Annotated in this window: 7 protein-coding genes; all 7 read right to left on the bottom strand. The window is 34.5% G+C overall.

What is annotated here, in order from left to right; all coding sequences use genetic code 11:
• Positions 1–654, bottom strand: a 654-nt coding sequence (locus tag C6H08_RS06860) for a hypothetical protein (protein WP_158656830.1), incomplete at its 3' end; no start/stop codon positions are given.
• Between the two features lie 488 nt (positions 655–1,142).
• Positions 1,143–1,373 (bottom strand): hypothetical protein, encoded by a 231-nt coding sequence (locus C6H08_RS06855; protein ID WP_034562269.1) that lies wholly within the window; start codon positions 1,371–1,373, stop codon positions 1,143–1,145.
• Positions 1,374–1,432: 59 nt separating this feature from the next.
• The gene (locus tag C6H08_RS12325) at positions 1,433–1,555 is read right to left on the bottom strand and encodes a hypothetical protein (RefSeq protein WP_267892891.1); all 123 of its coding nucleotides are present in this window, start codon (positions 1,553–1,555) and stop codon (positions 1,433–1,435) included.
• An 18-nt stretch (positions 1,556–1,573) separates the two neighbouring features.
• On the bottom strand, positions 1,574–1,789 hold the full coding sequence (locus C6H08_RS06850; RefSeq protein ID WP_233708520.1) for a PBECR2 nuclease fold domain-containing protein: 216 nt from the start codon (positions 1,787–1,789) through the stop codon (positions 1,574–1,576).
• 365 nt (positions 1,790–2,154) lie between these two features.
• Entirely contained in the window at positions 2,155–2,958 is an 804-nt protein-coding gene (locus C6H08_RS06845; protein ID WP_005218360.1) for a pseudouridine synthase, read from the bottom strand.
• 2 nt (positions 2,959–2,960) lie between these two features.
• Positions 2,961–4,517, bottom strand: coding sequence for a DEAD/DEAH box helicase (locus C6H08_RS06840; RefSeq protein ID WP_034579232.1), 1,557 nt, complete (start codon positions 4,515–4,517; stop codon positions 2,961–2,963).
• Positions 4,518–5,115: 598 nt separating this feature from the next.
• Entirely contained in the window at positions 5,116–7,089 is a 1,974-nt protein-coding gene (locus C6H08_RS06835; protein WP_080732187.1) for a motility associated factor glycosyltransferase family protein, read from the bottom strand.
• Positions 7,090–8,104 lie beyond the last annotated feature (1,015 nt).

The raw sequence follows: 8,104 nt of genomic DNA, 5'->3' as shown, positions 1-8,104 counted from the left end.
TGCCCCTGCAACTTGCCCTTTATACTCGCCTTTAGCTCCGCTTTCTTTATGTGCTTGTGCTTCATTTATGAGTTTTTGTATAGCAGATTCCCCGCTGTGATAATGTTCTGCATAGTTTGTGCCAAATTCTTTTATGGGTTTAATATCATACAGAATCTCTATATCTTCTCTAATAGATTTAAGGTCGCCCGGTAAAGCTAAAATTTCATCATCTTTTATGCCTTTGCTAAAAGAATCAATATTATGTATTTTCCTTTTAATATTCCATCTTATAACAGGGTCAAATCTGTCAAATAATATTCTTGTTTGTATGAGTTTCCTTGTGTATTCTTCTTCTTTTGTATCTACACTGCCCCATGATTGCTTATAACGAGTTTTATCTGCATTATGAAAGCTAAAGGGATTTTCAAAGTCAAAATCTGCTTCTTTAAGTGCTTTTATTTCGTCTTTTTCTGCAAATAGGTTTTTCTTCATTAATACTTGTTTTAATTGGTCAAAGTCATTTAGAAATGCGTTCATTTCATTATTGGCTTTGTGTGTTATATCTGCTCTTTGTTTATATAATTTATCTTTTTGTTTTTGTGTTTTTGCATTCTCAATTTGTTTAGTTATAGATTCTATGGTAGGCATATATTTTTCATAAATTGCTTTCACTTCCGCCCTTTTTGTATCTGGCATTGGTGTAGTTTTTAGATTAAGCGGATTTTCTAAAGAGATTCCTAACTCTTTTAATTCTTGTAATTCTTCATTTGCTTCTTGCTGTGCTTTTGCTAGTCGTTTTTCTTCCTTTATGATTTGTGCTTGTTTATCTTTTATGAGTTCTTTATCATTTGCTTTTATTGCTTGTTCTAGACTCTCTTTAAGTTTTTGTATATGTTTGTTTGCATATTTTATTGTTGTTAGCTTGTCATAAGCCCTTTGTGCTTCTTGTAATATTTGAAATTGGTCTAGTTGTTGTTTTGTTATAGGGTCTGTGTCTTTGTTTGTTTAGATTCTATTTCTTTATGTTTTTGTAGTAATTCTTTTGTCTCTGCTACACTTTTGCCACTTTTTCTTGCGTGTTTAACTATTTCTTACGGGGTTTTAGCTTGGTTAGCAGATTTTTTTAAATGCTGGGATAGAATCTGTCATTTCTGCTATTATTATAAAATAATTTTTATGTTACTATCTGTATTATAGGCATAACTTGTCCACTGCAATGATTTTACACCTTTTGCAAATTCATCTAGTTCAAAAACTTTTTTAAGGAAAGATTCACTTTCTATGATAGCTTTTTCTTGTAGTCCTTGTGTTATTTTAGATACTCTTAAAGCTTGTTCTAAGGAATAATCATTGCTCTTTAATATTGCTTCAAGATTAGTTAAATTATCCAATTTTCTTTCAAGGCTTTTTAAATGTTTTTCGTATGCTAACTTGGATTTTTTAAGCTCGACTAATTATTTTTTATATTCTTTATTTGTGTGCTTTGTGGTATAATGCCCTTAGAGAACGGCACTTGATTTGTCTCTGTGAATGCCCCAGTTGTCGGTAAGGCTTCCGCATTTTTTTGCTTCATGTATCACTTTTCCATTCTTTAGCTTATTTTGTATTGTTTTATCGGTTTTTTTGGTGAGTTGCTAATAATAGTTATATGTGTATCAAAATCTTTTCCTATACTCGTGAGGTATAAATTATCTTTTATTTGTTTAGCAAAAATAAACTCGCTTTCATCTTGTATTACAATCTGTGGTTTCTCTAAAGTCTCTTTTATTTGTGGTATATATTTTTCTCTACCTTTTTCTATATTCACTAACACCAACCCAAGCTGCTAAAATCACAATCAAAACAAAATTCAAATCCATAACCAAATCCTTTCAAACTTATGATAGAATACAAACATTGTATAAGTTAATCACCTCCTTTCTTTTAAAAACAGAGTTGAAACTTAGGGCTTTAACCGATTAGCTTATACAATGCGACTATATAAAATACAATCCGCAAAGACAAAGCTGTTGTTCTAAGAATCTCTAACTTATCTTTTATCTATTTTCTATTAAGCATTATAACAAGCTATTTCTAATCTCCATATTCAGTTAAAGGGCAATATTCTGCTGACACGACTATAACTTAATATCTAGCAAAAAGATTCCATACCACTACATTTTAAACTCACAATTAAGAATCTTTTCTATTAGAATCTTTTTCACTCATAAACTTATGCAAGTCATCATATTCTTGCTTTGTGAAAAAGCGGGTTTTGCCAACAGGCAGTGCATTTAGATTGATAAACCCATAGCTAACTCTTCTTAAGTCCAGCACATTCGCATTAAAATGTGCGAAAAATCTACGCAACTCTCGATTTTTTCCCTCGCTGATACGCACTTTTAGCTTTGAGATTGAAGCGCTTTTTATAATCTCATATTCCATAGGCATAAACTCCATTGTCTTTATCTTGCTTAGTCTATGCCCACCTGCCTTTGCATTTTGCAATGTTAAGCCCTCTTCCATTGCCTTTATCATCTGCTTTGTAATATGAGAATCTATTTTAAGAATGTAGGTGCGTGGCAGGTTTGAGTGCATGAGTTTGCTTACAACTTCCTTGCTATCACTCAATATCAAAAGCCCCTCACTTGCAAAGTCAAGCCTACCAACAGGCATAAAATGCGCGTATCTAGCATTTAAGCTATCATAGATAAGCTTTCTCCCATAAGAATCTTTTTTGCTCACAAGTTCACCCTTTGGCTTGTGATACACGATTGCAGTGTAGTTTTGCTTTTTAGCATAATGCAGCATTTTTCCGTGTATAAAGATTTTAAATTCTTTCATGGCAGCATGTGGATTTTGCAGGGCTATTTGTGGGACTAGAGTTTTTGTTGTCGCTAAAGCATGATTAATCTTTACTGCACCTTCTATTATTAGCCTATCCGCTTCTCTACGCGAATATTTGCTGTGTAGTGCGATAAAATGATTAAGTCGCAAAGTTATCCCTTATAGTATTTTTGCTGACTTTGCATTTTTTGCTTTTTAGCTCTCTCTTGGGCGTTGCTTGGTCGTGTGTTTTTTGATAGATTCTCTTTATTAGTGCGTCTATTTGTGCTTGATTTTGGATTTTTATCTCTAGTTAGAGTTTTACCTTTTGCGCCTTTGCTACCTTTTGTTTTCGCTTCCTTTTTAGATTCTAGAATCTCTTGTTTTTGGACTTCTAGGGCTTCTTGCTTTGTTAGCCCTATTTTTACATGTTCTTGTAGATAGACAGATAAAAGTCTTAAAATGAGTTGGGCCGAATCTGTCTTATCCTTAATACTCTCATAGAGATTTATCGCTTCATCTGATACCTTTGTGTTTAAAAGCGTGTTTATCATCACATCGCTGCTTACACTTGGCACTTCATAAAGCTCAAATTTTGCGTTTGTCTCATTCTGTATCTTCTTTAAATCTTTATACTCAAGCGGTGTAGCAAGAGTAATGGCAACACCTTTGCTACCCGCCCTGCCTGTGCGTCCTATCCTATGCACATAAGATTCTATATTTAAAGGTATATGATAGTTGAAAACATGACTTACATTGCGTATGTCAAGCCCCCTTGCAGCGACATCTGTGGCGACTAGAATGTCTGCTTCCTTACCTTTAAAAGCTTGGACTGAATCTCTACGCATGCGTTGGTCCATATCGCCATGTAATGCAGTGCTTTTATAGCCTTTATTTTGCAAGTAGTTATTGACTTCATCGGCTTCTTTTTTTGTGCGGATAAAGATGATACTTTTGCTTGGAGATTCTGTATCTATTAGCCTTGTTAGTGCTTCATTCCGTTCATTTTCATTGATGATATAGTAGCGTTGTGCTATATCTGCATTTGTCGTGCTACTTGATTGAATCTTAATATGCACGGGATCATAGAGAATCTTATCTGCTAATTGTTTGATTCTAGCTGGCATTGTGGCTGAAAACAGCAGGGTTTGTGCGTTATTTGGAATATATTGAAATATCTCTTCAATATCATCAATAAAGCCCATGTCAAGCATTTCATCACTTTCATCAAGGACCACAACATTTGGTGCGAAGTTTTTTAGTCGCTCATTTTTTAAATGATCTAGCAATCTACCCGGTGTTGCGATTAGGACCTGTGGCTTTTTCTCTATTAATTCAAGCTGCTTTTTTACACTCTGTCCGCCATACACACACACTGTTTTTGTCTTTAAAAACTTGCCTAACTTAAAGACTTCATCGCTAATTTGCATAGCAAGCTCTCGTGTAGGCGTAATCACTAAAGCTTCAATGGAGCTATCGTTTTTCAAACTATGGAGAATAGGCAGGGCAAATGCTGCGGTTTTTCCTGTGCCTGTTTGGGCTTGTGCGATAACATCTCTACGCTCAAGTATGGGTGGGATAGCTTTCTCTTGTATAGGACTTGGTGTAGTAAAACCTGCCTCTTTAATGCCTTTTAACACTTTGTCTTTCAAGCCTAAAGCCCGAAATGAATCTAGCACACTCAACTTATCTTGCGGATTGTCTTGTGCTTTTATCTCTTTTTTATTCATTAAACGCTCTTTTTGTAAAATAAATCGTAATTATAGCATTGTTTCTTAACAATACATAGTGTGGTTATTTGTTATTGTGCTTGAATTTGCCGTGTGTGAGAAATTACAAGTAAAACTTTTAGCTTTGAAAATAGCAAAAAATATGTATAAGTAGTGCGTGGTAAGCCAGGATGGAATCTAACTAAAACATAACCATTTATTCATAGAAACAAGCAGTGGCATGTATGCTGCGTAAAATCTAGATTCAACCTTAAAGAATTAAATTCTAAATAATGAATTGTTAATTTTTGACTTACCTTAGATACAACTAGTTTATACCATATAATTATACTTCAACACAAACCCATGACAAGAGGGCATATAGCATAGACATTTTGTTGGCATGAACTGATATTAATGCAAAGCAACCTTTCATTTAAATAATTAAAAGCGTTGTTGGTATGTTTGAAGCCTATAAATTTCCACAAATATAAATTGGTATTTACAAAGCCTCATTAAGAAGTTTATGCGTGTAGCTATGTTGGAGTGTTAGTATTGATGGTAAAACATATGATCAATATCTTATCAATTCAAACCCAAAATCAATAAAAATTTAACCTTACTTTGTCTTTTCTTTCTTCTCTTTATCCTTTAGGCTCTCGTATTTTTCACCACTTAGATATTCTAAAGCTTTACGCACGACGGTTACCACCGTGTCGATGCCACCTGCAAGGCTAAATAGCCAATATCTATGATGATATAGCCATTCTAGCTCTTTGCCCCTTTTATCATCTTCATTATTAATAGGTCGCACTAGAAGCTGTGCTATGTCTAATTCTTGATGAAAAATATAGGATTGCAAGGCATCTGTAAAGTAGTCATGAAAAACCCTCGAGTTAAAAATATCTTTAATCTCATCTATAGAATCTATTAATTTATCCATTGTTTTATAATCAAATTTTTCTAGCTCATTCTTGCGATTTAGCTCTTCTATCTCTTGTAAAAACTCGACTAATTCTAAGAATACACTCTCAACTTTTTCTTGTTGTAACTCGCCATAATCAATCCAATTTTGACAAATCTCAATCGCTTTTTCCATATTCTTTTTTGCATGTGCTTTACTCGGGGCTTTAAGCTTTATGGGCTTTTTCTTTACTTTTGGGATTAAAGCACAAGCCTCTTTAAAAGGCATTTCAATCGTCCCTCTTATCCTTGCTCCACCTTCAGTAGCATTGATTACTTCTATCTTATAAGGTGTGTTTGCTATATCTTTTTCATAGAAGTTTAAGAAGAGTTTCCACACTTCTGTGGTCTCTACTACACCACCACCGCCATATTTTTCCACATAGATTTTATCTTTTTTGGGTTTAATCTCATTTTCACCGTATACCGCACCTTTAGAGTGGCTTGAGCCATCTTCACCAAAGGCTAAATCCTGCCCTATGATAATACAGCGTTTAAACTGCGAATGCACGACTAACTCATACGCCATATTTGCCGCACTCATGCCGATACCAAGATAGCCATACTCATAGAAATTAAAAAGTGTTGTGTAGCCAAATGGGCGGAAGCTAAACTGCTTTGTGCCTTTTTGTATCGCATGTATAGTATCTTCATGCACGATTGAAGTAAGGGAGAAAATCACATCTTCTTGTGCCTCCATTGGCGTATCTGTGTAGAATTTCGCACTCTCTTTCACTCTCTCTAAAGAGAACACAATATCTGGCTTTATACCATGCTTTGTAAGCACGGGAAAACTCGCATCAATGCAAAAAAGTGTCGCATAGGGAGCGATTTCTTTCAATGTATCAAGCTGCTTATAAAGGCTTGGTCCTGTGGAGACAATGATAGCTGTATCTCTGCCTTTAAGCTTGCTATGGATTTCTACAAGGCTTGGGGCATAGAGTGAATATTTCATATTTTCAATATGCTGCTTTATCCCAACGATAGCATCTTTTGTATCATTGCCTACACTTATTACACCATGTTCGATGGCGGCTACAAAGTCCTTATTAATTCTTAGAATCTCTTCGCTATATTTTTCATAATAGCCATTTGGTAGCAACAAATCATAGACTTTAGAATACACTTTAGAGAATTTATCCATATCAAAAAGGGAGTTAATCATATTGAAATTACATTGTGGAGAATGAAGTAAAATCAGTCGATTGCTTAGAATCTCTTCACTAAAATCAATGAGATTTAGCACAATATAAATAATCTCTAGTTCTGGCTCAATCACTACAATGCGTTTTAGAATCTCGCTGCCAAGCATCATGCGATATAAGATTCCATTCCCTAAACCATAGGCGTATAAATAGGGATAATAGCGATATATTTCATAGCTTTTTAGCACCTCTAGATTCTCTTGCAAGGGATCGCCTTTATAAAGCGGGATATTATTTTGCAATTCAACAATATTAAAGTTCGCACTATCATTTCCCATAAAGACTTCATATTGAGTATTTGTTTCTATTTTTAAGAGATTGTAGAAAAGAAGCGGATCGCGTATGCTTAATGCGTGCAGGTTTCTCTCATAAATGGAGTTTTCATTAATCTGTGTTTGTGCTTTTTGTGGCTCTGAATCTTGCATGATTGTGCTAAGTGGCTTACATACTGCTTCTTGTAATTCAGTGTCTTTTATTTCACTTTTTTGTGATTTGTTTGTTTTTAGCTCATTTGTTTGTGATGTAGCTTTTTGTGTTTTAGCCACTCTTAACTCATTTTTTTGTGATTTGTTTGTTTTTAACCCACCTTTTTTTGACTCGCTCGTTTTTATTTCGCTGTTTTGTGCTTTGGTCGTTTTTAGCTCATTTGTCCGCACCTTAGCGTTTTGTGTTGTCTTGCTTTGCACTTCTTTTTTTGTGCTTTTTTGTGTGTTTTTTGTTTGCCCTTTTTTTGCCATCTCTTCCTCATTGCATGATTTTATGATAAAACAAGATGATATTATAATATATTTTTGTAGATTATCAAATATAGGCTTTTAATGATAGCTTATGCACTCTTATCCCACTTTGACTTTTTGTCGTTTCAAACATGGAATCTAGTTTATATTTTATTCTTTAAGCACAGAATCTGTGACACAGATTCTAAAATATCGGTTATATGCGTTGTCTTTTTGTTGCTTTTAAGTGAGTTTTTGTTTCGGTCATGTATTATATATACACTCCCTCACAAAAAAACTCAACAACACTTAAATTCAATCAAAAATACTGCCGCATTGCATTCCCTTGTCATGTTGCCCCTTATTGTCATGTTGAGCGTAGCGAAACATCTCTACTTGCATAAAGCTAGATTTTTCGGCTAAAGCCTCAAAACGACAAGCCGACTCTCTGTGCGGTAACTTGAAATTTAGGCTATACCCCTGTGTTTAAGATTTTTGATGAATTTTTGCGGTTTTCAAACGAAAAGCGAAGGGAGTGTATTATACATACATGATCGGCTTTGAGTGCAGAATCCGCAAAAAGCAACACAAAAGATAAACGCACTGCATTTACGCTTTGAGGCCGTATTTAAATATCGCATATAACCTCACCGAAACACACAAAACAAACCGAGTAAAAGCATTCACTTTAATAGCCTTCATAGATTCTAAAAATAGTAAAAGT

It is taken from the genome of Helicobacter bilis, from assembly GCF_900198365.1.
Classification (GTDB): domain Bacteria; phylum Campylobacterota; class Campylobacteria; order Campylobacterales; family Helicobacteraceae; genus Helicobacter_A; species Helicobacter_A bilis_B.
Note: the sequence above shows the minus strand (reverse complement) of the source record. Positions and strands in the feature narration are given on the sequence as shown.

Coding starts and splice junctions, on each gene's coding strand:
- C6H08_RS12325 (WP_267892891.1), bottom strand. CDS start 1,555: ATGAAGCAAAAAAATGCGGAAGCCTTACCGACAACTGGGGCATTCACA.
- C6H08_RS06840 (WP_034579232.1), bottom strand. CDS start 4,517: ATGAATAAAAAAGAGATAAAAGCACAAGACAATCCGCAAGATAAGTTG.
- C6H08_RS06835 (WP_080732187.1), bottom strand. CDS start 7,089: ATGCAAGATTCAGAGCCACAAAAAGCACAAACACAGATTAATGAAAAC.